We start from the raw sequence: 21,042 nt of genomic DNA on the forward strand, positions 1-21,042 counted from the left end.
TAATAAAGAAGAGATTAAATGTAAAGGAGACTTTCTGAATGGCTTGGTTATGGTATACCTTAAAAGATAAGCGTTTTTTAACGTTTTTGCTGATTGTAAATATACTAGGAACAATCTACGGATATATTTGGTATGGGAGTCAATTAGCGGAAACACCTAAGAAGTTTTTATTATTTGTACCTGATAGTCCAACGGCAAGCTTGTTTTTTGTTATCGTACTTATCGGTCTTTTACTTGGAAAACATTTTTCACTATTTGAAGCTTTAGCCATGGTCACGCTGTTTAAATACGGGATTTGGGCCGTTATAATGAATGTATTGGTCTATGTGTTAACAGGATACATTGATTGGATGATGCTTATGTTAATGGCTTCTCATGCAGCAATGGCTTTTCAAGGGCTTTTATACGTACCGTTTTACCGGATTAAGTTATGGCATGTAGCGGTTGCCGCTGTATGGGCCGTACATAATGATATCATTGATTACGTTTTTTCTATGATGCCAAGATACAGCATGCTCAATGCGTATATGTCTGAAATTGGTTATTTTACATTTTGGCTAAGCATTTTATCTATTTTCATTACATACTGGTTCACAGTTCGTGCTTCTTCAAAAAAACAGCTATAAAAAATTTTTGAAATAGGCGCACGAAACGAGCTCTCTTTTTCTAAGATATAGTAGGCTATATTTAAGTATGAGGTGAGTGACTGTGAAGGAAACCAAACGAGAGCTTCATCCGTCCGTTGTGGAATTTAAACAATTTGTAAAATCACATCCCAAATTAGTAGAACAGGTTCGAAAGCAGCAAAAAACGTGGAAAGAACTTTATGAAGATTGGTATTTATTCGGTGCAGAAGACCCAATGTGGGAGGCATATCGTTCAGAAGAAAGTGAAAAGGCTGAACCAGCTGCTACCACAGAGGAGAAAAAAGATATTATGGGTACAATCGTATCCTCGCTGAAAAACATGGACTTGAATCAAATGCAAAATCATATCACAAATGTAAATTCCGCTATTTCGAATATTCAACAAGTACTGCAGCAATTTCAGCCATCTAAGCCATCCGGTGGAGGAGCAGCTTCCGGGCCAGGGAATCCATTTGGCTTTAGGAAAGATTAAACGCAATGAGAAAAGATATATACGAGTATATGCAGTCTCGTCCTAAACTCAACGACTTCGTTCGTGAACAGCCAATGTGGTACCGGCGTTTATCTAGGAATCCTGAAGAACTGGAGAAATTTGAATTAGAATCCAAACACTACTACAAACAAACCATTCCTCATAAAGTTGAAAAGTTTTCGAATTCGATTCAAATGGCAAACATGATGTTTCATATGTTTCAATCCATGAAAAATCAATGATCTCTGCATACATAGCGATGCAGAGATTTTTGCACGTCATGAGTAAAAATAAAGAGTTTGTAAACACTATGGAGAAACGAATGATAAAGGAATGGTATTATGCGCTTACTATTAACGACGGCTTTATGTGTAGTTTCTCTGCTAGGATGCAACCATGATAAACCAAAACCTGAGACTAAAACTTCCTCTCAACCGCGGGCAGCTGAAACGTTTGGTGCAATGAATACAAAACCTTCACTGATGGTACACCAGCATGTGAAAGGACAGAACGTATATGTCGAATGTATTCTAAGCGGGTTTTCATTTTCAACAGAGAGTGGATTCCTTCAAATCACAGTAGATGGAAAACCATTTAAAGAAATGAAGCAAGCAGCCTTTGTTTTAAGTGATCTTCCAAAAGGATCTCATACTGTTACGATTGAACTGATGAAATCTAAAGAAGAAAGTTATCAAGTGAGGAATACCTTTACGGTTGAAATTATATAGTTAAAAAGTAGAACTTGTAGTAAATCAGTGTAAGCTGTTTTAGCAAGTTCTTTTTCTTTAGATCCAAAACGTGATAAGATAAAAACGGAGGTGCACAGCCATGCTGACAACAATGAGAACTGTTGAATTACTCGACGAGTCTGATCACGTAGCGAACATGGTGTTACAATCAGACGTAGCCGAGAACTATCGTCAATGTTTATATAGATTAAATAAAGATTCACATGCACAGGCATTAATTGCTCAATTTGTGAAAATAAAGGAACAGTATGAGGATGTTCAGCGATTTGGAAAATATCATCCTGACTATAAAACCATTACGAGACAAGTACGTGATGTAAAGCGTCAAGTTGATTTACATGCGACAATCGCTGCGTTCAAAAAAGCAGAAAATGAATTGCAAAAACTGCTTGATGAAATTAGCGTTATCCTTGGTCAAGCTGTTTCAGAGCATGTTAAAGTACCGACGGGAAATCCGTTTTTTGATACGGGAAGCAGCTGCGGCGGTGGCTGCGGATCTGGTGGAAGCTGCGGGTGCAGCGCATAAGCCGTTCACTGTATAAATCGAACGCAATCAGCACAGGAATTTCCGCAGCAGGCCATTTTACGCTGTGGAACGTAAAACCTGTGCTGATAGACATAAGTAAGATGCTGACTTCTGACAAAACTTGAGCGCCACGTAGCATTTGTATTGGATGTAGCAAAAATAGATGAAGCTTCTAGAAGCTCATCTATTTTTCTACGCTCAATTGATGTGTTTATATACAAAAAGGGTATATTTGTGATTTTTTTGAAAATGACTTGTTCAATAGCTCTGTGCTCGTTAAAATGAGTAAGAAAGAGCATCCAGATATCATCTAAATTCATACATAAAGCACCTACTTCATATAAAAGAATTTATGATAAAGAAAACCAATATAACGTATGCAAAAGGGGAACTAAATATGTTTGTTGAACGTCAAGGAATTGTGGCGTATGTGCATTCTGTTAAGCAAGCAAAAGCATTGCGAAAGTACGGAAATGTACATTACGTATCTAAAGAATTAAAGTATGTTGTCTTATATTGCAACCAAGATGGCATTGAAAAAACAATCCATAAACTTCAGTCTCTACCTTTTGTGAAGAAAGTAGATCCTTCTTATCGGCCGTTTTTAAAAACAGAATTCGAAAATTCAAAGCCGGATAAAGCGAAGGAATATGACTATAAGATAGGAATTTAAACAAAAAAGGAATGTAATGTACATTCCTTTTTTTATTTTACTTGGCCTTAGCAAACGAATAGGCAGGGATGAGGTTATTGCATTGGCGGAATAAAGCGGTTCATTCGCAAAATGCCAATAAGGTGCTGATAGTATAGTGCTGTTTCTGGAAAGGTAGTAGATGGTTTGACATCGAGTACCACAATTTCTTTTCCCGCTTCCTCAGCTGCTCGTTTAAATAACTCAACGCGCTTGCTGTCGTTTTGTTTTAAAACAATTCCTTCTCGGCAAACGTAAAGCGGTTGGAAATTCCCTTCAGCTGTTGGATGCAAGACAGCGACAAAAGAAGCTACTTGTCGATCTTCTTTTACTGTTCGCAGCATAATAAGATGGGCAAGACGATGTTTGTTGCTTTTGACAATCTCTAACAGCTCATAAATATCTGAATACCCTTCTCCGAGCTCAATAAAACGCTGAATCATATGTATTTCCCCCTCTATGTATTAAAAAAGCAAACTCACGTAGTTTAATGTATCACTGAATATTTTAGGAGTAAATAAAAAAATCCCTACAACTACTCATTGTAGGGCCCTTCAATAAAGGGGTGTAATCACCTCTGCGATTACAAGCACCTTGATGAAGGCAAAGGGAGAGGAGAAACCGGAGGAAGAACTTATGGGGAAACGTAAGTCTTCTCCGCGGTTGGCAACAACATCGGTTAGATGATGTTGTTACTAGTCAGTATGTCCGTTTTAAACGTTCATATACCTGTTTCGTGAAATTCACTTTTTAAAATATAAAAGACTGATAACATGACAGAGAAAAAGGGTAAATTTACGTTTATGATGACATATTAAAGTAAAGGAAATCTTTTATGAACGAAATGCCGAATGATCTGCATAGATGTATCTAAGGAGACGGTCGTAAAAGTCCAGCATAAAAGCAAGCTGCTGGGTTATTGCACAGAATGCATACAGCATTGAATAAATTGAGGATTTTTGCTAGTCTTTGTAATTCAAAATATGTTAGGATAATGAAGAATAAGGAAGTAAAAGTAAGGTAGTGATAAGGATGAGAGTAGTAGCAGGTTTATATAAAGGCCATGCGTTAAAGGCGGTTCCAGGATACTCAACCCGCCCTACAACAGATAAGGTGAAAGAAGCTATTTTTAATATGATTGGACCGTTTTTTGAAGGTGGAACAGCTCTTGATTTGTTCGGTGGAAGCGGTGGCTTGGGAATTGAAGCTCTAAGTCGAGGAATAGATAAAGTCATTTTTGTGGATCGGGATGGCAAAGCGATTCAGACGATTAAAGCAAACTTAGCATCCTGTCGGTTAGAAGACCGCGCTGAAGTGTATCGAAATGATGCAGAGCGTGCACTGAAAGCGATAAAGAAAAGGGAGCTGACTGTCGATTTACTTTTGCTTGACCCACCGTATAAAGCACAAAAGTTGAAAGCGCTTATCGAAACGGTAAGTGAAGAAAACCTTCTGGCAAAAACAGGAATTATTGTAGCGGAGCATTCTCATGATGTACATTTAGATAATGAGATTGGTTTATTTGAAAAAATAAAAAGCGAAACGTACGGTATCATTGGTGTTTCTATTTATACATACAAGAAAGAAGAATCAGTTGAATAAATCAATGAGCTGTTAGATGTAGAAAGGGGATACGTATGGGCAGTATAGCTGTTTGTCCAGGAAGCTTTGATCCAGTTACGAATGGACATTTTGATATTATTAAACGAGGCGCAAATGTATTTGATACGATTTATGTGGTTGTTTTAAATAACTCCTCAAAAAGTCCTCTATTTACAGGGGAAGAGCGAGTAGCTTTGCTGAAAGAAGTAACAAAATCACTTCCTAATGTGGTAGTAGAGTCGTACAGCGGATTATTAATGGAGTATGCAAAAGAAAAGCAGGCAAAGACCATTTTAAGAGGTTTGCGTGCAGTATCAGATTTTGAGTACGAGATGCAAATCACATCTGTAAATCGCGTATTAGATAAAGAAATCGAAACGTTATTTATGATGACAAATAATCAATACTCGTTTTTAAGTTCTAGTATTGTAAAAGAGGTAGCTAAATATGGCGGGAATATTTCTGAATTAGTTCCTCCCCCTGTTAGAGAAGCGCTTGCAGAAAAATTTGAACAGCTGTCTCAAAAATAAGATAAAAAAGAACGTGACGTTTTCTTTGCCGATAAGAAAACGTCACGTTCTTTTTTTACTAGGAACGATGAAGAAACGCTCGTTTTGAATATAGATAAATATAGCAGCACAGCGTAAAAATCGTTAGGAGGGGGCCGTACACGTTTAGCCACTGCGATAGAATCGTAACGGACTCCAAGTGAGAAAAAACCGGCAGTGCTCCTTCAGATGCTTGAAAAGTAGTAATGGATTCCCGAAGAGGACCCCATAGAAAGATAGTGAATACTACCGCAAAACAGCCGTGAAAAATTCGGGCAATAAAAAACGGAAAAAATCGAATATCTGTTTCGGCGAGTATGCTAGCTACTTGTGCTTGAACAGAGAAACCGCTAAAGCCTAATACAAAGCTAACGATGATAATTTGATGAAACAGCAGCGTGTCCGGTGCTTCGCTTGCTAGGCGGCTTCCTAACGTAATTTCAAAAAGCCCCGAAATAAAGGGAAGGCTCAGCTCAGTCCCTATATGACAAAGGGAAAATAAATAAGCTAGACCGCTGCTTAAAACGGCCGTGATATGAGTCACATATAAAAGTTTGTTTAATACAGAAAATAAAATGATAAAACCGCCAATCATTAAGAGAGATTGAACTGCAGAAGTAACCGCATCTCCTAAAAGCTTCCCGATAGGACGCTTATCTTTTAATCGCGTTTTATGCATTTCGTGAAAAGCTAACGATAAAGAAGGTTTTTGAATTACTTGTCCTTTAGGTTTTGCTGATCCATAAAACCGCATCACCAGTCCTACACAAATATTCCCTATGTAATGAGAGAGAGCTAATATGATACCGACAGCTGGATTGTGAAAAAAGCCAACTGCCACAGCTCCAAAAATAAAAATAGGGTTAGATGAGTTAGTAAATGATACGAGTCTTTCAGCTTCAATAGCTGTTAGCTGTTTTTCTTGGCGCAGCCGGGAAGTGATTTTTGCACCTGAAGGAAATCCAGAAGCCATGCCCATTGCTAAAGCAAAACCCCCTACTCCAGGTACTCGGAATAAAGGCCTCATAAACGGCTCTAATAAGATCCCAATGAACTTCACTACGCCAAACCCAATAAGCATTTCTGAAACAATAAAAAAGGGCAGCAGAGAAGGAAAGACGACCTTCCACCATGTGTTGAGACCTCTTACTGAACCTTCTAGCGCTTCTTTTGGATATACAATAAGCGCAATAGCGAGAAGTGTTACGCTCGTTCCGAGCAGAAGTGTTTTCACCATCGATTTATTCAACGAACGATTCATCTCCTTTTCTAAGCTCACGTCATTTTGATAGGAATGAAATGAGGAGTTTTAGGCAAATGTACAAGTTCTTCTATATATCAATATACGAAGCTATGCATCGACTTTATGCCTATGTGTAAGGAGAAAATAAATTCATACTGAATAAAAAGGCGTCTTGTCACATTTGGAAATACAATTCATATACATAAATCAATGCACTTCTAGAATAGTCAAGGAGTAAAAAAACGTATACGCAGCAAGAGAAGAGTAAGAATTTCTTAAAACAACCTTCAGTATAGTATAATGCTTAATAACCACCGTTGATTGAGCAAAACATATCTTTAGCTTCATACAAAATGAACAAATAGAAAATGAAGAATAGTCCTATTGAAGACAGGGCAACAATGATAGAGAAGCTCATCAAAAGTTTTTACATTTTTAGAAGTCTATAAGGTAAAACGAGGGGGCAGGTAAAGTGGAAAGCCCAAAAATAGGAGTTGCGTTAGGCTCAGGTGGAGCTAGAGGTTTTGCACATTTAGGAGTAATCAAAGCGCTAACAGAAAATAACATTCCTATTGATTTTCTAGCTGGCAGCAGCATGGGAGCTTTAGTTGGTGCACTATATGCGTCAGGTATTGAACTGGCAACTCTTTATAAAATGGCGCTAACGTTCAAACGAAAGTATTATTTGGATTTTACCGTGCCAAAAATGGGATTTATTACGGGCAACAGAGTAAAGTCGTTGGTTCGCACTTTTACGCAAAATAGAAACATTGAACAGTTATCTATACCGTTTGCCATTGTAGCGACAGATTTGAAAACAGGAGAGAAAGTGGTGTTTAAAAAAGGACCTATCGCTGAAGCGGTGAGAGCAAGTATTTCAATTCCAGGAATCTTTGCTCCCGAAGTAATTGATGGGCGATTGCTTGTAGACGGCGGGGTAGTGGACCGTATTCCTGTATCGGTTGTAAAAGAGATGGGATCTGATATTGTCATTGGAGTCGATGTATCAAAAGCGAAAGTGAATGCAGAAATCAGCTCCATTTTTGATGTCATTATGCAAAGTTTAGATATTTTGCAAGATGAGCTAGTAGCTCACCGAACTATTGCTTCAGACGTTATGATTCGTCCTAATCTCGATACTTTTAGTTCCAGAGCATTTACAAACATTCAAGAAATGATGTCAATTGGTGAACAAGCAGCACATGAGCAGTTGCCTTCTATTCTACAAGCAATTGATCATTGGAAGGAGAACAAAAAAAGTGAAATCTAGAATTAGAATTTTGGTATATTTGGCTGTTATTGCAGTGGTGGCAATGCTTTGTTTTTATCCATTACCGTACTACATTACAAAGCCTGGAATGGCAGAAGAACTTGCGCCTATTATTAAGGTAGAAGATGGATACCATGAAAAAGGGACGTTTATGCTTACAACTGTAAGAATGGGCAGAGCAACTCCTCTTTCATATGGTCTTGCGAAAATACAGGACTTTCATGAAATTTTCCCTACAAAGCAAATTTTGCAGCAGGGTGAAAGCGATGAAGATTACTCGACAAGGCAATTACATATGATGGATACGTCAAAAAATGCCGCTATTTCAGTAGCATATGAAGCAGCTGGAAAGAGCGTTTCCTACCACAATAAAGGCGTATATGTTACATATGTTGTAGAAAATATGCCTGCACATGGAAAACTTCATGTTGGAGATGTCGTGACAAAAGTAGATGAGAAAAAAATTCAAACTGCTGAGGACTTAATCAACTACGTATCGACTAAAAAAGCAGGAGATTCAGTATCAATTTATGTAAAAAGAGATGGCAAAGAAAGCAAACATACTCTAAAAGTTAAAGCATTTCCTGACGAGCCGAAACGAGTAGGCCTAGGAATTGCCTTAGAAACGAACCAAGAATTAAAAGTCAAGCCCGATATACATATTGATACTGAAAAAATAGGAGGGCCTTCAGCGGGACTGATGTTCTCACTTGAAATCTATAATCAGCTTGTTAAAGAGGACATGACAAAAGGCCACCGCGTTGCAGGTACAGGGACTATCAATGATAAAGGAGAGGTAGGACCAATCGGAGGTATTTCACAAAAGATTGTAGCCGCAGATAAAGAAGGAGCAGAGATTTTCTTTGCACCAAATGAAAAAGGGGCTGCTGGCTCTAACTACCGAGAAGCAGTGAAGACAGCCAAAAAAATAAACAGTGATATGAAAATTGTACCCGTAGATTCATTTTCGGATGCCGTAACCTATTTAGAAAAGCTGAAACCATAAAAAAATCGTCTCTTGCAGACGATTTTTTTATGGCCAAATGATAGGAGGCTGCGTATATTCTTGTTTCATAAACTGAGAGCGCAGAGGCTCCTGAAACGGCGTACTATAAACATGTGTCGCTTTAATATCGGTATCAATTTCTTTTAGTTTACATTGCGATACAGTGGATACAATAGGAAGGGACAGCTTTTTCTTAATTGTTTTTAAATAGGCTTGTCCGGTCTTTGACATTCCCAATAAGCGAATATAAGGATCAGCTTGTTGCATCTCACTTTTTGTTGTATTGGTTAAAAGGTGAACGCACATGCGCTGTAAACGGGTTCTCGTATATCGCTTCGTTTTAACATTTGTTAAAAAATCTTCAAATGAAGTAGATGAAGAAATATAAGATAGCAGTCGATGTTCAATACCTTCTTCTATTTCATAAATACGCTGTAAGTCATAAAGTGGAGTAGTTAATAATTTGTATTTCAAAAATGGGAAATAGTGCTCCCAATGATGAAACTGTCCGTGTGCTTGTTTGTAAGCTGCTAATTCGTTTGCTGTACTAACTGGCATATGCTTGCCCAGGTCCCCATTGCTGCTGCTATCAAAAATAGCTTTACGTATGCTTGTAGCGCTTGAAATAAAAGAGGAAGACAGGGAATCATCGTGATAATGTGATTGAATTCGAGTGATTGTATATGGTTTAATAGATGCATGCTGTTTTTTTATGGCAGCTACATAGCTCATTCCAAGCACATTATTTGGCTGAGATAGATCAATAGGAGCCTCCGTGAAAAGCTGTAAGAAAGCATTGGAAGCTGATTTTGGATAACTGTTTCCTTTTTTCATCTCTTGTTGAATTAAGGCAGATAGTTCTGATTCATGAGCTTCGAGCAAATCAGCGGTGCGGGTAAATGAGTCAATATTGCCATTTTCGCTGCCAAAGCATACAAAGTCAGCGTGAAGGGATTCCAAAATAGAAATAGCGCCGCTTGCGAATGTTTCAGCTTTTTGAGTAGAAAAAGCATAGGGTAATTCAACGACTAAGTCTGCACCAGCGGCTAAAGCCATTCTTGTGCGGGACCATTTCGATACAAGAGCAGGCTCTCCGCGCTGCAAAAAGTGCCCGCTCATCACAGCAATCACACAATCTGCTCCGGTTTGTTGTTTGGCTTGCTGCAAATGATAAGCGTGTCCGTTATGAAAAGGATTATATTCGACAATTATTCCAACTGCTTGCATAATGTCTCCTTTTAATTTATTATTTTTAGTCTAGCTCTTTGTTTTAAAAACGTTTTTTTATGAAAGTAAGAAATTTTTACAAAAAAGCATATTTAAGTACATTATAGTGTAAAGAAAAAATATTGACAAATAATCTTGTGAAAGCTATAATAACCTTTGTTGCCTTGAGGTGATTAACAATGAAATGGACAATACATCAATTGTATCAGCTGCAAAATAAAGGTCTAACATTTGACGAAGTGATTGACGGCAAAGAGTTTATGAATGCTGATCCTCAAATTCGTAGAATGTCAGATGTAAACGTGAAAGGAAGAGCCGACATTAGCTCTTCGAAAGTAACGTTTCACCTTAAAATTTCAGGAGAAATGACGTTGCCTTGTGCTCGTACATTAGTTGACGTTCCGTATCCGTTTGAAATTAACGCAACTGAAACGTTTTTATTGAATGTGAATGCTGATTATGAAGAAGATGCTGAAGTACGCATTGTAGAGGGAGAAACGGTTGATTTACAACCTTTGATTCAAGAGTTAATTATTGTTGAAATTCCTCTGCAGGTATTTAGTGAAAATCAGCAAGCGGCAGGAGCAGCTCCACAGTCAGGAAAAGACTGGGAAGTTGTTACCGAAGAAGAACAGCAGGAAAAAGTAGATCCCCGCTTAGCCGTACTCGAAAATTTCTTTAAAGACAAAAAGAAATAAAAATGCGAAGATCCGGCTTTCGGGCCTTCATATGATTTTAAAATTCTTTTAAGGAGGTGGGAATAATGGCTGTACCTTTTAGAAGAACATCTAAAATGAAGAAAAGAACGCGTCGTACGCACTTTAAATTACAAGTTCCTGGTATGGTAGAGTGCCCAAATTGTGGTGAAATGAAACTATCACACCGCGTATGTAAAGCTTGTGGTACTTACAAAGGAAATGACGTAGTAAGCAAATAATTGCTTATTTAAATAAAAGACCCTCTTAAAGGGTCTTTTATTTTTTTTGCCTTTTTTCCTTCTCTGCCCTTTGGAAGAGAAGGATTTTTCTTATAGAACAAGAACTCTTTTTAAATAAACAATTACTGTTGTAAAAGGATTCATACCTTGTCCATAAGGAGGAAAAAGCATGAAAAAAAGCGAGCTGTTTACTACAAGCCAAGGCATTGCTACATTTGTGATTAATCGCCCTGAAAAGCGTAATGCCATTGATTATGATGTGATGAATGAACTGCAGCAAGCTGTAGATTATGTGAAACATAATCAGTTAGTAAAAGCTTTTGTAATTACAGGTGCTGGTTCAGACGCATTTTGCAGTGGAGGAGATTTAAGCGTATTTCATGAGCTAAAGACTTCGAAAGAGGCGTCTCAAATGTTAACGAAAATGGGGAGAATTCTTTATGAAATTTTAACGCTCCCAAAACCAACAGTTGCCCTTTTGAATGGAACATCGGTTGGGGGGGGGTGTGAGCTTGCGATTGCATGTGACTTCCGTATAAGTGCAACACATAGCGAAATGGGCTTTATTCAAGGGAATTTAGGAATTACAACAGGCTGGGGAGGAGGAACCATTCTTCTTGAAAAGCTGCGGTATCAAGAAGCGATGGAAATGATCTACAGTGCTCAGCTGTATGGAGTAGAACGAGCAAAGCAAATTGGATTTCTTTCCTATGTTACGTCGTTTAAAGAGCTAACTATGAGGTGTGAGGAGTGGTTAGCTCCTATTACTCATAAATCGACCCAAGTATTGCAAGCTTACAAAGAAATCGCTATTGAGAAATGGGAGCAAAGCCGGGTTTGGAATCGAATGGAACAAGAAATTCATCGCTGTTCGATATTGTGGGAATCGCCTGAACATGAAGAAGCGGTTCAAAAGGTCATCGTTAAAAAAACATAGTTATGAACTGCATTTCCATAGTAATATAGTTAATAAGCAAAAGATGAAAGAATCACGGATTTCCCATTTTGCTTCAAAGTATATGAAAGATTTTCTTGATTGAGAAGAGGAACAATAGTCTATCTTATCTAGTAGGTGCATATTCATTTAATAAGTACGGATAAGGAGGGATAGAAAAATGACTTCTTCTCGTCAAGATGCATGGACTCATGATGAAGATTTATTACTCGCAGAAATTGTACTGCGTCATATACGTGAAGGTGGCACTCAGCTAGCTGCATTTGAAGAAGTGGGGAAGAAACTTACACGAACATCAGCAGCTTGTGGCTTCCGCTGGAATTCTTTTGTGCGCAAACAATACAAGACTGGTATTGACCTTGCGAAAAAACAGAGAAAAGAATTAAAAGCAAGAACTGTTTCAAAAGACGACGAGCAGCCTGCACGCTTATCATATATGGAAGCAGAGAAACATATTTCGCTTAATGAGGTAATTAAGTATTTAGAAAATGTAGATCAAGGGCAAAAACACTCGTCGGAGCTTCTCGAAGCTAATGAAGAACTGCAGCAAAAGATTGAACGTTTACAAGAGAAAGTAACGATTTTGGAAAAAGAAAAAAAAGCTTTGCAAAACAATTTGTTAATTGTGGAAGATGACTATAAAGCTCTTATTGAAATTATGGAGAGGGCTCGTAAAATGGTTGTATTAAAAGAGGATGAAAAAAGTAGAAAAGTGAAATTTCAAGTGGATAAAAATTTAAATTTAGAAAAAGTTCAAAAGTAAAGCGATAGCTTGAATGCTCCCTACTTCATGTTAATCATATATACCACATAGATATAAAATAAACAGCTGGAAATCAGCTGTTTATTTTTGTTCGCTTACACCGTTTGGTAGCCAAATAAGAGGGTTTTCTCCCAAATCCCGATCGATATCATACGTTACAGGTACGAACCCCATTTTTGACCAAAAATCACTCGATTTTACTCGCGGGCTTGTTTTGATAGGTAATTGAAAGGATTTGGCATATTCAACGAGCGTTTGACCTAATCCTTTGCGCTGAAAATCGCTGAGCACTTCAAGTTTCCACACTTCAATATACGTTTGAGGCGGCTCGAAATATTGATCGTACTGTTTGTTTCGTTTATAGAGACTCATGCGAGCCACTAAGCTATTTCCAAAATAAATGCCGTAAAACGGAGAATTTATTTCATTATCGGAAATCTTGGCATGTAATTCTTCTAGCATTGAAAGTTCTTGAATGCCATATTCTTTGAATTTCTTGAACTCTTCTAGCGTTTTAAAATTAATTTTTAAATGCTTCACTTCGTAATTCATCCCATATCCCCCTTGTTATGTCTCCTTGCTAGATGAACGAACTGGATTGGTTCGTTCATCTAATATTATATAACAAAAATACAAAATATTCTGTTTTCGTGATTGGTGAACGAATATTCAATGCGCACAAAGAAAAATGAATTCTTTCGGTTAAACACGAAGAATACATTACTATAAACATCACTTTTTAGAAAGGAGGCAAAAGGGAAACAGAATTCAAATAGAAAGCGTTTTCAAAAATTGTAGAGGAGTTTTAAAATTATTGTAGAATTATATGGGGGAAAGTAGAAATTTGAGGAAAGGGGAGAGAAAGGTGAAAAAAATACTGATTGCAAATCGAGGAGAAATTGCTCTTCGTATTATTCATACATGCAAACAAATGGGCATTGAAACGGTGGCTGTCTATTCCGATGCAGATGCAGAACTTCCTTATGTTCAAGCGGCTACAAAAGCACGTCGAATTGGAGAGCCTCCTGTGCAAAAGTCATATTTGAATGTGGAAGAGCTGCTTAGAATTAGTCATGAAGAAAAAGTAGACGCCATTCATCCTGGATATGGATTTTTATCGGAAAATAGTGCATTTGCTAAAAGAGCGATTGATGAAGGTTTTTGTTTTATCGGTCCTTCTCCCGAAATCATTTCGATGATGGGCGACAAAATTGCTGCCCGCGCTGCGATGAAAGAAGCGGGTGTACCTGTTGTCCCCGGCAGCGAAGGTGATGTGACGTCGGTTGAAGAGGCTTGTAAAGTAGCGGGGGTAATTGGATATCCCGTTATGTTAAAAGCAAGCGGAGGCGGCGGAGGAATTGGAATGGTGCGCTGCGATAACGAAGAAGCAGTAAAACAAGTATATGCCTCAACAAAAGCAAGAGCAAAAGCATATTTTGGTCATGAAGGAATGTTTATTGAAAAGCTTATCACAAACGCAAAACATATCGAGGTACAGGTCTTTGGAGATCAGCATGGTAATGTCGTTCATCTTTTTGAACGCGATTGTTCTGTACAAAGAAGAAATCAAAAAGTGATTGAAGAAGCCCCTGCGCTTTCTTTAAAAGAAAGTACGCGACAAGCCATGCAAAACCAAGCCGTTCAAGCGGCTAAAGCAATCGGCTATTATAATGCGGGTACGGTGGAGTTTATCGTGGATGAAGACGAAAATTTTTATTTTCTTGAAATGAACACGCGGCTGCAAGTTGAGCATCCGATCACCGAGCAAATTGCAGGGGTCGATTTAGTTAAGTGGCAGATCTTAGCTGCGCGCGGTGAAAAGCTTCCTCGTATGCAAGAGGAAATAGCAGCAAATAACTACGCCATTGAATTTCGAATTTATGCAGAAGATCCGTTTACTTTTTTACCGGCTCCGGGGAAAATTACGGGTTATCACTTGCCGGAGCGAACCTACGCGCGCGTAGATAGCGGCTACAGTGATATGAATGCGGTTACACCTTTTTATGATCCAATGATTGCAAAGGTTATCATTACTGGTCGTACGCGTTCAAATGCAATTGAACTAGCTAAATCATATTTTACAGAAGCTGTTGTAGAGGGAATCAAAACAAATATTCCTCTATTTAAGCAGTTGTTAAATGAAGAGTTATATGAAAAGGGCACCTATAACACATCGTTATTATCAACAGTATTAAATAAAGGAGGAGCACCACAATGAGTGAAATCAAAGCGACAATGGCAGGCATGGTATTTAATGTGTTTGTTCAGCAAGGAGCAAGTGTAACTAAAGGAGAAGTTGTTGTTGTATTAGAATCTATGAAAATGGAAATTCCTATTGAAAGCGATCAAGCTGGTATTGCAGAGACTGTCCATATAGCCGTGGGGGATTTTGTGAACGAAGGCGACGTTTTGGTGACTATTTCATAACTCATAAAGGGGAGATATCATGATACATACAGGTGAATCTCAGAAAAAATATGATGAAAACCGTCAAAAAGTAGAGCGGGGCAACGCTGAAAAGTACAAAGAGAAACTTGCAAAACAACAGAAGCTTTTTGTAAGAGATCGTTTAGCCCTTTTATTCGATGACGGGAAATATGAAGAAGACGGCATGTTTGCAAATAATAAAGCCGAAGGGTTGCCGGCAGACGGTGTTGTAACTGCGATTGGAAAAGTAAACGGTGAAACGGTTTGTGTAATGGCTAATGATTCTACTGTAAAAGCAGGGTCTTGGGGAGCTAGAACAGTAGAAAAAATTATTCGGATTCAAGAAGTTGCAGAAAAACTGCATGTGCCTTTACTGTACCTAGTGGATTCTGCTGGAGCGCGTATTACGGATCAATTAGATATGTTTCCAAACCGCCGAGGAGCTGGAAGGATCTTTCACAATCAAGTAAAACTTTCCGGCGTCATTCCTCAAATTTGTTTGCTTTTCGGTCCGTCAGCAGCTGGAGGGGCTTATATCCCTGCATTTTGTGATATTGTTGTGATGGTAGATGGGAACGCTTCTATGTACTTAGGGTCGCCGCGTATGGCGGAAGCCGTTATTGGAGAAAAGGTTACGCTAGAAGAAATGGGAGGAGCACATATGCACTGCAGCGTTAGCGGGTGCGGGGATGTGCTGGCTTATTCTGAAGAAGAAGCTATTTCGTATGCCAAATCTTATTTAACGTACTTTCCACAAAACTATCAAGAGAAGCCTAAAGTACAAAAAGCTAAAGAGCCTAAGCAGACAAAAGATTTAATAGAACTAATTCCGGAGAATCAAAATGTTCCATTTGATATCTATGAAGCAATTGATACCCTTATTGACGAGGGGAGCTTTTTTGAAATAAAAAAACTGTTTGCCGCCGAATTGGTAACAGGGCTTGCACGAATAGATGGAAAAGTAGTAGGGATTGTTGCTAATCAGCCAAAAGTTAAAGGGGGAGTGCTGTTTGTAGATTCAGCAGATAAAGGCGCAAAATTTATTCAATTGTGCGATGCATTCCATATTCCTTTGCTGTTTTTAGCTGACGTGCCTGGATTTATGATTGGAACCAAAGTAGAAAGAGCTGGCATCATTAGACATGGAGCCAAATTAATTGCAGCGATGAGTTCAGCTACAGTTCCTAAAATTTCCGTAGTCATGCGTAAAGCTTATGGCGCAGGGCTTTACGCTATGGCTGGTCCGGCTTTTGAACCAGATTGCTGCATTGCATTGCCTACTGCTCAAATTGCCGTAATGGGTCCTGAAGCTGCAGTAAATGCCGTCTATTCTAATAAAATTAATGAAATTGAAGATCCGAAAGAGCGGTTCATGTTTGTTAAACAGAAACAGCAAGAGTATAAAGAACACATCGATATCTATACGCTGGCATCTGAACTTATTATTGACGACATCGTTCCTGCTAACGAACTGCGTCGAACGTTAATTGACCGCTTTCGCTTATATGAAACAAAGAATGTGACCTTTAGCCGTCGTAAACATCCGGTGTATCCCGTATAATAGAAAAAAACGGGATCACTCTAAATAATTTACAATAAGCCCGGTGATTTTTAATCACACGGGCTATATGAATAGGTAAAATTTAAAGAATGCATTTAATTCAAAGCATTTTTTTGCTAAAATGAAACTCAATAATAGAAAGAGGAACAAAAAATACGATGAAAACTATAGGTATTATTGGAGGCGGATCATTAGGTCTGTTGTTTAGCGCGTATTTATCAGATTGTTATGATGTAACCTTGTACACGAAAACACCAACTCAAGCAAAGTGTATTAACGAAAATGGAATTACCTTACATAGACAAGGGGAACATCACACGAAAAAAGTCAGTGCTATCCCTCTGGAAAAAAACATAAAAGAAGCAGATTTAATCATTATTACTGTAAAACAGTATCATTTAAAAGAGATTATTCCTTTTATTAAAACCCTTACTATACATACTCCCCTTTTGTTTATTCAAAACGGTATGAGCCATATTGAAATTCTCAAAAACCTCCCGCAGCGCACTCTCTATTTGGGTACAGTTGAACATGGGGCAATGCGTACAAATATGGATAGCGTCCATCATACAGGAATAGGAACAACCCGTATTGCTTCGTACAGAGGAGAAATGGAGTCTATCTTACCAATTGTGAATTTTCCTTGGGTAATTGAAAAAGATTGGTATGCGATGCTGGTGAAGAAATTAGTTGTAAATGCGCTCATTAATCCTCTTACGGCGCTGTATCGCGTGAAAAATGGGCAGCTGATTCACAACAGCTATTTTTATAAAACGATGCGCCTATTGTTTGAAGAGATTGCGGATGTATTAAAACTAGATTCAGCTTTTAATTATTGGGAAAATGCGCTGGGGGTTTGTTCGCGCACGAGTACCAATCAATCTTCTATGCTAAAAGATATACAGGAGGGGCGGCAAACCGAGATTGATGCTATCTTAGGTTATATCCAAACACAAGCTGCTGAAAAAAGAACGTCGACGCCTATTGTTGACTTTTTATATAGGTCAATAAAAGGAATCGAAGAAGAAAAGGGTGAGTAACATGGGAAGTTTTATTGCTGGCGTTTTTGCGACGTTTGTCACTCTGCCGCTCGTCGGTTTTTTTATTCTATACATGCTTTTACGCAAACTGACGAAAAATAAAAGGAAATCTGTCCACATAGCAACGTACATTACTACGGTTTTTCTTATTTTGTCCGTGCATTATGCAGCTCTGGAAATTTTCGGGCACTCTTTTTTGTGGTTGATTGCGTTAGTCCTTTTAGTTGTGGCAATGATTATGATGTTTGTACATTGGAAAGTCAAACATGACTTAGAAATGAAGCTTATTGCGAAAGGGTTCTTTCGGATGAATTTCGTTTTGTTTCTTATTGCACATATTGTGTTAAATATAGGTGGAATCGCTTTTCGTATTTCCTCTCTGTAAAGCATGTTACTAGACGTGAGCAGTTACATTATGGATAATGAAGCTATATGTAGAGAATATAAGTATTAGGAAAAGAAAGGAAGTTCTTTCATGGAGATTACAGACGTCTCTTTAAAGGCGGGAAACAAACTAACGAACGATTACATAAAAGGTGAAAAGCAAGCACTTTCCTTTTTTCATTATAATATACACGAAAAAGACGTATATGAAAAACGTTTAGCGGACGTTCAAAAGCAGTCTTATCCAAGAGAACAGCTTGCTGAGTATCTGCTTGATTTTAATAAGCGCTACGGAGCATCTTCTAAGACGATTGAAAATATTGAAAAGCTAAAAGATCCTAACAGCGTAGTGGTCGTTGGAGGTCAGCAAGCGGGGCTGCTTACGGGTCCTTTGTACACCATTCATAAAGTGATTTCAATTGTGCTGCTAGCTAAACAACAAGAGGCAGCTCTAAACGTGCCCGTGCTTCCGGTATTTTGGATTGCTGGAGAAGATCATGATTTTGCTGAGATCAACCATGTATACACAGAGCATAAAAACCAGCTTTTAAAGAAAACGTTAAAGCATTCTTTAAAGAAAAAGCAAATGGTTTCTCAAATCGAATTAGATCATGAAGCCTGTAGAAGCTGGGTTCGTGATGTTTTTCAAACGTTTAACGAAACGGCGCATACAAATCAGGTGTTACACTTTGTTTTAGAGGCGTTAGATAAATCACGTACCTATGTCGATTTCTTTGCTCATTTGGTTACCACATTGTTTGCAGAGTCAGGTCTTATTTTAATGGATGCAGCTTCTAGAGAAGTGCGCAGCATTGAATCTTCTTTCTTTGTGACGTTAATTGAACAAAATGACAAATTATCGTCAGCCGTTATGGAACAGCAAACAGAGATTCAAAAACAATACGGACGAATGATTGAAGTGGGAGAAGAAACGGCCCATCTCTTTTATTCACACAACGAAAACAGAGTACTTTTAGAAAGAGACGCAGAGCAAGAGCAGTTTGTTGGAAAGCAAAATGAACTCGCGCTGTCTAAAGAAGAGCTGGTTCAAATTGCTAAACAAACGCCAGAGCTTCTTAGTAATAACGTTGTGACTAGACCCCTTATGCAGGAGTACTTACTTCCTACCCTTGCGTTTATTGCAGGTCCAGGGGAAGTAGCGTATTGGGCAGAGCTTGAAAAAGCATTTTCTTTATTTAGCTTTAAAATGCCTCCCGTGGTTCCGAGGTTATCCTATGCAATCGTAGAAAGACATATCGAGAAGTATATGGATGAACTTCAGTTAGACCTTTCGAATGTCATTAACAAAGGCGTAGATGCAGAGAGGGAGCACTGGCTTAAGACAGAAGTTCACAACCCGTACGAAATGTATTTTGAAAAAGCGAAAGAAGATTTTGAAAAAATTCATAAAACTCTTCGTGAAAATATTCAAAAAGAAGACAAAACATTTGATGAAGTCATGCTTAAAAATCGAGCGATTATTCAAAAGCAGTTTGAAACCATTCAAAAGATTGTCGAATCCAAACAGCTCATTAAGCACGATGTGAAGCATTCAAAATATGCTCAAATTGAACTTGCTCTTCGTCCCTACAATGCTCCACAAGAACGCATGTGGAATATTATGTATTATTTAAACGGCTATGGTATGCAATTTGTGTCAGATTTACTAAGTGCTGAAGTCGAATTAAATCACCAGTTAAAAGTCTATTATGTCTAATAAAATCCTGCTGAAAAGCAGGATTTTTATTTTGAAAAAGAGAACAAGTTTACAAGGTGAATGTCAGCCAATTGAATCCTTATAAGGTATTTATTTCTAATTACACAAAAAAACCTTATATTCCTTACATTTTATTCTACGAATATGTCCTACTTTTAACAAAATGACACTATTTGTGACAAAAAGACAAAATTCTACTTAATTCTTATATAAATAGCTGAAATAATGTTGAACTTTGATATATAATATAAACGTGTATATATATCAAAGAAAAACACCGTTTTTTGCTTTTTGTATACATAACTAAGTAGTTTAGAAAGAAGTAGGTGTCATAATGTTTAATCACACAACTGTTTTGCTTAAAGAAGCAGCGGAAGGCTTAAATATTAAGCCGGATGGAGTATATGTCGACTGCACGCTTGGCGGAGCAGGTCATAGTGAATATATCGTAAAACAGCTATCAGAAAAAGGGAAATTAATTGCGTTTGATCAAGACGATGTTGCTCTTGAAAATGCAAAAGAAAAATTAGCCCCGTATCTAGACAGAGTTATTCTAATCAAAAGTAATTTTCGCTATTTAAAAGAGCAGCTAATGAAACATGGAATTGAAGAAGTAGATGGAGTATTGTTTGACCTAGGCGTCTCGTCTCCTCAGTTGGATACACCAGAGCGAGGGTTCAGCTTTCATCATGAGGCCCCGCTTGATATGCGCATGGATCAAAACTCAAAGTTTTCTGCGTACAACGTAGTAAATGAATGGCCTTATGAAAAACTTGTAAAAATCTTTTTCCAATATGGAGAAGAAAAGTTTTCGAAACAAATTGCCCGCAAAATTGAGGCATATCGAGAGTCTAAACCAATTGAAACAACGCTAGAGCTGGTTGATCTTATTAAAGATGGTATTCCAGCGCCAGCTAGACGAACGGGCGGACATCCGGCAAAACGGATTTTCCAGGCTATTCGAATTGCTGTAAATGATGAGCTTCAAGTATTTGAAGATGCAATTGAACAGGCCATGGATGTAATCAAAAAAGGTGGACGTGTAAGTGTTATTACCTTCCATTCACTTGAAGACCGAATTTGTAAAGTAGCGTTTAAAAATGCAAGCACGGTTCCGCAGCTTCCTCATGGACTGCCGGTTATTCCAGAAGAATTTAAACCTAAAATGAAAGTCATTACAAGAAAACCTATTTTACCTTCAGAAGAAGAGGTAGAAGAAAATAAGCGCGCGCGTTCGGCAAAGCTTCGAATTGTTGAGAAATTAGTCTAATAAAAGG

General features: G+C 38.1%; 26 protein-coding genes. 21 read left to right on the forward strand and 5 right to left on the reverse strand.

Translation table 11 applies throughout. The annotated features are described in order from the left end of the window. Positions 1-38: 38 nt before the first annotated feature. The 5 genes from lhaT to AC1VNJ_RS03010 all read left to right on the forward strand — a co-directional run bounded on the left by lhaT (position 39) and on the right by AC1VNJ_RS03010 (position 2,394). Entirely contained in the window at positions 39-626 is a 588-nt protein-coding gene (gene lhaT, locus AC1VNJ_RS02990; RefSeq protein ID WP_482640298.1) for a lipoprotein heptaprenylglyceryl N-acetyltransferase LhaT, read from the forward strand. Positions 627-708: 82 nt separating this feature from the next. Then, positions 709-1,119 (forward strand): YlbD family protein, encoded by a 411-nt coding sequence (gene ylbD / locus AC1VNJ_RS02995; protein WP_034270859.1) that lies wholly within the window; start codon positions 709-711, stop codon positions 1,117-1,119. A 5-nt stretch (positions 1,120-1,124) separates the two neighbouring features. Further along, on the forward strand, positions 1,125-1,361 hold the full coding sequence (locus AC1VNJ_RS03000) for a YlbE-like family protein (protein ID WP_013058988.1): 237 nt from the start codon (positions 1,125-1,127) through the stop codon (positions 1,359-1,361). Between the two features lie 99 nt (positions 1,362-1,460). Continuing rightward, the gene (locus AC1VNJ_RS03005) at positions 1,461-1,847 is read left to right on the forward strand and encodes a carbohydrate-binding protein (protein ID WP_033579756.1); all 387 of its coding nucleotides are present in this window, start codon (positions 1,461-1,463) and stop codon (positions 1,845-1,847) included. 100 nt (positions 1,848-1,947) lie between these two features. Continuing rightward, the gene (locus AC1VNJ_RS03010; RefSeq protein ID WP_028411490.1) at positions 1,948-2,394 is read left to right on the forward strand and encodes a YlbF/YmcA family competence regulator; all 447 of its coding nucleotides are present in this window, start codon (positions 1,948-1,950) and stop codon (positions 2,392-2,394) included. 5 nt (positions 2,395-2,399) lie between these two features. On the opposite strand, the gene AC1VNJ_RS03015 is transcribed toward AC1VNJ_RS03010, so the two are convergent. Further along, on the reverse strand, positions 2,400-2,714 hold the full coding sequence (locus AC1VNJ_RS03015) for a hypothetical protein (protein WP_033579757.1): 315 nt from the start codon (positions 2,712-2,714) through the stop codon (positions 2,400-2,402). Positions 2,715-2,791: 77 nt separating this feature from the next. On the opposite strand from AC1VNJ_RS03015, the gene AC1VNJ_RS03020 reads away from it, so the two are divergent. Beyond that, entirely contained in the window at positions 2,792-3,067 is a 276-nt protein-coding gene (locus tag AC1VNJ_RS03020) for a YlbG family protein (RefSeq protein WP_013058985.1), read from the forward strand. Positions 3,068-3,141: 74 nt separating this feature from the next. On the opposite strand, the gene AC1VNJ_RS03025 is transcribed toward AC1VNJ_RS03020, so the two are convergent. Further along, complete coding sequence (locus AC1VNJ_RS03025; RefSeq protein WP_013084871.1) at positions 3,142-3,528, reverse strand: DUF7147 family protein; 387 nt, start codon at positions 3,526-3,528, stop codon at positions 3,142-3,144. Positions 3,529-4,117: 589 nt separating this feature from the next. Between AC1VNJ_RS03025 and rsmD the strand changes: the two genes are divergently transcribed. Next, the gene (rsmD, locus tag AC1VNJ_RS03030; RefSeq protein ID WP_013084870.1) at positions 4,118-4,687 is read left to right on the forward strand and encodes a 16S rRNA (guanine(966)-N(2))-methyltransferase RsmD; all 570 of its coding nucleotides are present in this window, start codon (positions 4,118-4,120) and stop codon (positions 4,685-4,687) included. 35 nt (positions 4,688-4,722) lie between these two features. Beyond that, positions 4,723-5,217 carry a pantetheine-phosphate adenylyltransferase gene (gene coaD / locus AC1VNJ_RS03035; protein ID WP_013058982.1) on the forward strand — a complete coding sequence of 165 codons (495 nt, stop codon included), beginning with the start codon at positions 4,723-4,725 and terminating at the stop codon, positions 5,215-5,217. A 58-nt stretch (positions 5,218-5,275) separates the two neighbouring features. Here coaD and ylbJ read toward each other — a convergent pair whose 3' ends face one another. After that, positions 5,276-6,484 (reverse strand): sporulation integral membrane protein YlbJ, encoded by a 1,209-nt coding sequence (ylbJ, locus tag AC1VNJ_RS03040; protein ID WP_033579758.1) that lies wholly within the window; start codon positions 6,482-6,484, stop codon positions 5,276-5,278. Between the two features lie 466 nt (positions 6,485-6,950). On the opposite strand from ylbJ, the gene AC1VNJ_RS03045 reads away from it, so the two are divergent. Continuing rightward, entirely contained in the window at positions 6,951-7,748 is a 798-nt protein-coding gene (locus AC1VNJ_RS03045; protein WP_028411486.1) for a patatin-like phospholipase family protein, read from the forward strand. Next, positions 7,738-8,754, forward strand: a complete 1,017-nt coding sequence (locus AC1VNJ_RS03050; protein WP_028411485.1) for a SepM family pheromone-processing serine protease — start codon at positions 7,738-7,740, stop codon at positions 8,752-8,754. Before AC1VNJ_RS03045 ends, AC1VNJ_RS03050 begins: the two co-directional genes overlap by 11 nt. Before the next feature lie 27 nt (positions 8,755-8,781). Here the strand turns inward: AC1VNJ_RS03050 and AC1VNJ_RS03055 are convergent, their stop codons facing one another. Next, positions 8,782-9,981, reverse strand: a complete 1,200-nt coding sequence (locus AC1VNJ_RS03055) for a nucleotidyltransferase (protein ID WP_221817794.1) — start codon at positions 9,979-9,981, stop codon at positions 8,782-8,784. Between the two features lie 179 nt (positions 9,982-10,160). Here AC1VNJ_RS03055 and AC1VNJ_RS03060 point away from each other — a divergent pair, with 179 nt between their 5' ends. The 4 genes from AC1VNJ_RS03060 (at position 10,161) to AC1VNJ_RS03075 (ending at position 12,636) form a co-directional block, all read left to right on the forward strand. Beyond that, the gene (locus AC1VNJ_RS03060; RefSeq protein WP_014458367.1) at positions 10,161-10,679 is read left to right on the forward strand and encodes a YceD family protein; all 519 of its coding nucleotides are present in this window, start codon (positions 10,161-10,163) and stop codon (positions 10,677-10,679) included. A gap of 65 nt (positions 10,680-10,744) precedes the next feature. Next, the gene (rpmF, locus tag AC1VNJ_RS03065) at positions 10,745-10,918 is read left to right on the forward strand and encodes a 50S ribosomal protein L32 (protein ID WP_013058976.1); all 174 of its coding nucleotides are present in this window, start codon (positions 10,745-10,747) and stop codon (positions 10,916-10,918) included. Positions 10,919-11,087: 169 nt separating this feature from the next. Beyond that, the gene (locus AC1VNJ_RS03070; RefSeq protein ID WP_028411483.1) at positions 11,088-11,855 is read left to right on the forward strand and encodes an enoyl-CoA hydratase/isomerase family protein; all 768 of its coding nucleotides are present in this window, start codon (positions 11,088-11,090) and stop codon (positions 11,853-11,855) included. Between the two features lie 178 nt (positions 11,856-12,033). Next, entirely contained in the window at positions 12,034-12,636 is a 603-nt protein-coding gene (locus tag AC1VNJ_RS03075; RefSeq protein WP_028411482.1) for an RsfA family transcriptional regulator, read from the forward strand. Between the two features lie 81 nt (positions 12,637-12,717). Here AC1VNJ_RS03075 and AC1VNJ_RS03080 read toward each other — a convergent pair whose 3' ends face one another. After that, complete coding sequence (locus AC1VNJ_RS03080) at positions 12,718-13,188, reverse strand: N-acetyltransferase (RefSeq protein ID WP_013058973.1); 471 nt, start codon at positions 13,186-13,188, stop codon at positions 12,718-12,720. Positions 13,189-13,501: 313 nt separating this feature from the next. Here AC1VNJ_RS03080 and AC1VNJ_RS03085 point away from each other — a divergent pair, with 313 nt between their 5' ends. From AC1VNJ_RS03085 to rsmH, 7 genes are all read left to right on the forward strand, one after another. After that, positions 13,502-14,854 (forward strand): acetyl-CoA carboxylase biotin carboxylase subunit, encoded by a 1,353-nt coding sequence (locus AC1VNJ_RS03085; RefSeq protein WP_033579760.1) that lies wholly within the window; start codon positions 13,502-13,504, stop codon positions 14,852-14,854. Continuing rightward, entirely contained in the window at positions 14,851-15,063 is a 213-nt protein-coding gene (locus AC1VNJ_RS03090) for a biotin/lipoyl-containing protein (protein WP_033579761.1), read from the forward strand. The genes AC1VNJ_RS03085 and AC1VNJ_RS03090 overlap by 4 nt, the downstream gene beginning before the upstream one ends. A 19-nt stretch (positions 15,064-15,082) precedes the next feature. Then, positions 15,083-16,624, forward strand: coding sequence for an acyl-CoA carboxylase subunit beta (locus AC1VNJ_RS03095; protein ID WP_049166164.1), 1,542 nt, complete (start codon positions 15,083-15,085; stop codon positions 16,622-16,624). Positions 16,625-16,782: 158 nt separating this feature from the next. After that, complete coding sequence (locus AC1VNJ_RS03100) at positions 16,783-17,664, forward strand: 2-dehydropantoate 2-reductase (RefSeq protein ID WP_034265299.1); 882 nt, start codon at positions 16,783-16,785, stop codon at positions 17,662-17,664. 1 nt (position 17,665) lies between these two features. Further along, entirely contained in the window at positions 17,666-18,049 is a 384-nt protein-coding gene (locus AC1VNJ_RS03105; RefSeq protein ID WP_482640299.1) for a DUF3397 domain-containing protein, read from the forward strand. Positions 18,050-18,139: 90 nt separating this feature from the next. Then, positions 18,140-19,765 carry a bacillithiol biosynthesis cysteine-adding enzyme BshC gene (gene bshC / locus AC1VNJ_RS03110; protein ID WP_033579763.1) on the forward strand — a complete coding sequence of 542 codons (1,626 nt, stop codon included), beginning with the start codon at positions 18,140-18,142 and terminating at the stop codon, positions 19,763-19,765. Between the two features lie 334 nt (positions 19,766-20,099). After that, positions 20,100-21,035, forward strand: a complete 936-nt coding sequence (rsmH, locus tag AC1VNJ_RS03115) for a 16S rRNA (cytosine(1402)-N(4))-methyltransferase RsmH (protein ID WP_028411477.1) — start codon at positions 20,100-20,102, stop codon at positions 21,033-21,035. The last annotated feature ends 7 nt before the right edge of the window (positions 21,036-21,042 follow it).

Source organism: Priestia sp. 3CA3, from assembly GCF_056836725.1.

Bases quoted from the DNA above. Each gene is read 5' to 3' on its own strand.
- lhaT (WP_482640298.1), top strand. From the start codon at position 39: ATGGCTTGGTTATGGTATACCTTAAAAGATAAGCGTTTTTTAACGTTT.
- AC1VNJ_RS03000 (WP_013058988.1), top strand. From the start codon at position 1,125: ATGAGAAAAGATATATACGAGTATATGCAGTCTCGTCCTAAACTCAAC.
- AC1VNJ_RS03005 (WP_033579756.1), top strand. From the start codon at position 1,461: ATGCGCTTACTATTAACGACGGCTTTATGTGTAGTTTCTCTGCTAGGA.
- AC1VNJ_RS03010 (WP_028411490.1), top strand. From the start codon at position 1,948: ATGCTGACAACAATGAGAACTGTTGAATTACTCGACGAGTCTGATCAC.
- AC1VNJ_RS03015 (WP_033579757.1), bottom strand. From the start codon at position 2,714: ATGAATTTAGATGATATCTGGATGCTCTTTCTTACTCATTTTAACGAG.
- AC1VNJ_RS03020 (WP_013058985.1), top strand. From the start codon at position 2,792: ATGTTTGTTGAACGTCAAGGAATTGTGGCGTATGTGCATTCTGTTAAG.
- AC1VNJ_RS03025 (WP_013084871.1), bottom strand. From the start codon at position 3,528: ATGATTCAGCGTTTTATTGAGCTCGGAGAAGGGTATTCAGATATTTAT.
- rsmD (WP_013084870.1), top strand. From the start codon at position 4,118: ATGAGAGTAGTAGCAGGTTTATATAAAGGCCATGCGTTAAAGGCGGTT.
- coaD (WP_013058982.1), top strand. From the start codon at position 4,723: ATGGGCAGTATAGCTGTTTGTCCAGGAAGCTTTGATCCAGTTACGAAT.
- AC1VNJ_RS03055 (WP_221817794.1), bottom strand. From the start codon at position 9,981: ATGCAAGCAGTTGGAATAATTGTCGAATATAATCCTTTTCATAACGGA.
- AC1VNJ_RS03060 (WP_014458367.1), top strand. From the start codon at position 10,161: ATGAAATGGACAATACATCAATTGTATCAGCTGCAAAATAAAGGTCTA.
- rpmF (WP_013058976.1), top strand. From the start codon at position 10,745: ATGGCTGTACCTTTTAGAAGAACATCTAAAATGAAGAAAAGAACGCGT.
- AC1VNJ_RS03070 (WP_028411483.1), top strand. From the start codon at position 11,088: ATGAAAAAAAGCGAGCTGTTTACTACAAGCCAAGGCATTGCTACATTT.
- AC1VNJ_RS03075 (WP_028411482.1), top strand. From the start codon at position 12,034: ATGACTTCTTCTCGTCAAGATGCATGGACTCATGATGAAGATTTATTA.
- AC1VNJ_RS03080 (WP_013058973.1), bottom strand. From the start codon at position 13,188: ATGAATTACGAAGTGAAGCATTTAAAAATTAATTTTAAAACGCTAGAA.
- AC1VNJ_RS03090 (WP_033579761.1), top strand. From the start codon at position 14,851: ATGAGTGAAATCAAAGCGACAATGGCAGGCATGGTATTTAATGTGTTT.
- AC1VNJ_RS03095 (WP_049166164.1), top strand. From the start codon at position 15,083: ATGATACATACAGGTGAATCTCAGAAAAAATATGATGAAAACCGTCAA.
- AC1VNJ_RS03100 (WP_034265299.1), top strand. From the start codon at position 16,783: ATGAAAACTATAGGTATTATTGGAGGCGGATCATTAGGTCTGTTGTTT.
- AC1VNJ_RS03105 (WP_482640299.1), top strand. From the start codon at position 17,666: ATGGGAAGTTTTATTGCTGGCGTTTTTGCGACGTTTGTCACTCTGCCG.
- bshC (WP_033579763.1), top strand. From the start codon at position 18,140: ATGGAGATTACAGACGTCTCTTTAAAGGCGGGAAACAAACTAACGAAC.
- rsmH (WP_028411477.1), top strand. From the start codon at position 20,100: ATGTTTAATCACACAACTGTTTTGCTTAAAGAAGCAGCGGAAGGCTTA.